The sequence below is a fragment of the Sulfitobacter donghicola DSW-25 = KCTC 12864 = JCM 14565 genome, from assembly GCF_000622405.1.
Classification (GTDB): Bacteria; Pseudomonadota; Alphaproteobacteria; order Rhodobacterales; family Rhodobacteraceae; genus Sulfitobacter; species Sulfitobacter donghicola.
Genome location: NZ_JASF01000006.1, coordinates 1 through 1,392 on the forward strand (window position 1 = coordinate 1; position 1,392 = coordinate 1,392).

General features: G+C 53.4%; 1 protein-coding gene. It reads right to left on the reverse strand.

Annotation, left to right across the window (positions count from 1 at the left end; all coding sequences use genetic code 11):
• Nucleotides 1-1,392 (reverse strand): Ig-like domain-containing protein (locus tag Z948_RS19240; protein WP_025060803.1); only part of this gene is annotated, 1,392 nt, incomplete at both ends.

Here is a 1,392-nt window from a genome sequence, read left to right on the forward strand (position 1 = left end):
CAGGTGTGTCCTCATCTGTCTCGGCTGTATCGTCAACCGCTACGGGAGCATCGTTGATTGGGTTGACCGTTACGTTGACAACCGCTGTATCAAAACCGCCATTACCATCTGTGATCGTGTAGTTGATCACGGCATCCCCGTTGAAGTCGGGGTTTGGCGTGAAGGTAACGATACCTTCTGGTGTAAAGGTTACCTCGCCATCCGGGCTGGAGGCTGCGGTTACTGTCAGCGGATCAAGATCTGGATCAACGTCATTTGCCAACACGTTGATTTCACGTGTGGTATCTTCATCCATCGTCAGAACATCATCAGCCGCAACTGGAGGCTGGTTGCCCGTTTCAGGGATGATCAGCTCTTCGATTTCAGCGAATGTCAAAGAACCAGAAACCGATCCATCGTCATTCAGGAATTCGACTGTGCCAGAGGTTGAGTCTCCGTCTGCGTCTACTGTTTCGTCTACAACACGCAGTGGGCCGCTGTCTGACAGGTCGAGCGTGTCAAAGTCATTACCGCCTGTGCCGCCGTCAACAACGTCACCGGCATCGCCGCCAACGAACAGGTCAGCATCGTCGCCACCAGAAAGGCTATCAGCACCTGTGCCGCCTGAGATGGTGTCATCACCACCTTCACCAAAGATGGTGTCATCGCCTGCATCACCGGAAAGAGAGTCATCTCCGCCTTCGACAGGAACAACAATCGCATCGGAAGAAGTAAAGAACACGTCAGAGATGTTCATGCTGGTGTTACCGATCCCGTCTTGATCGTGCATGATTTCCACACGGGAGACCGGACCAGCGATTTCAACCTGCAAGGAATAGAACGGATTCGTGGCGTCAGCAAAACCGCCGTCTGAGTCGGCTGTATCTGCACCCGCAACACCGTCGGTGTCTGTCAAAGTCAGGCCATCACCGCCGACCAGAATAACTTCCAGCGGGTTGCCATCTGCGTCAAACGCCTGAACGCGCACAATGCTGTCGCCGTCGATGTCGTTGATGTTGAAATCAACGTCTGTCACGGGCGTATCAAAGCTGAGCGCGTAGATGTCTGCTCCGTCATCAACAAATGTCGAGCTTTGAAGCGAGCTGTTGCTGTTAATCGCAGCGCCACCTGTATCGATGCCCTCTACCCGCTGTGCTTCTTCGGAGAAGGTTGTGTTTGTTCTCGGGGCTGTTGCCGTCGTCGAGAAGGTCACGTTTACCGAACCGGTATCTTGGGTGAATCCGTTCAGGATTTCACCGTCAGCCAAACCAGCTTCGCTCCAGTTAAAGCTTTCGCGCCCACCAGTTGTGGTTTCGCCGTTCAGAGTTCTGTCACCATAGATAAGGTCATCGCCCTCACCGCCGGATGCAACATCATCACCGGAACCAGCATAGATATCATCATCACCTTCCA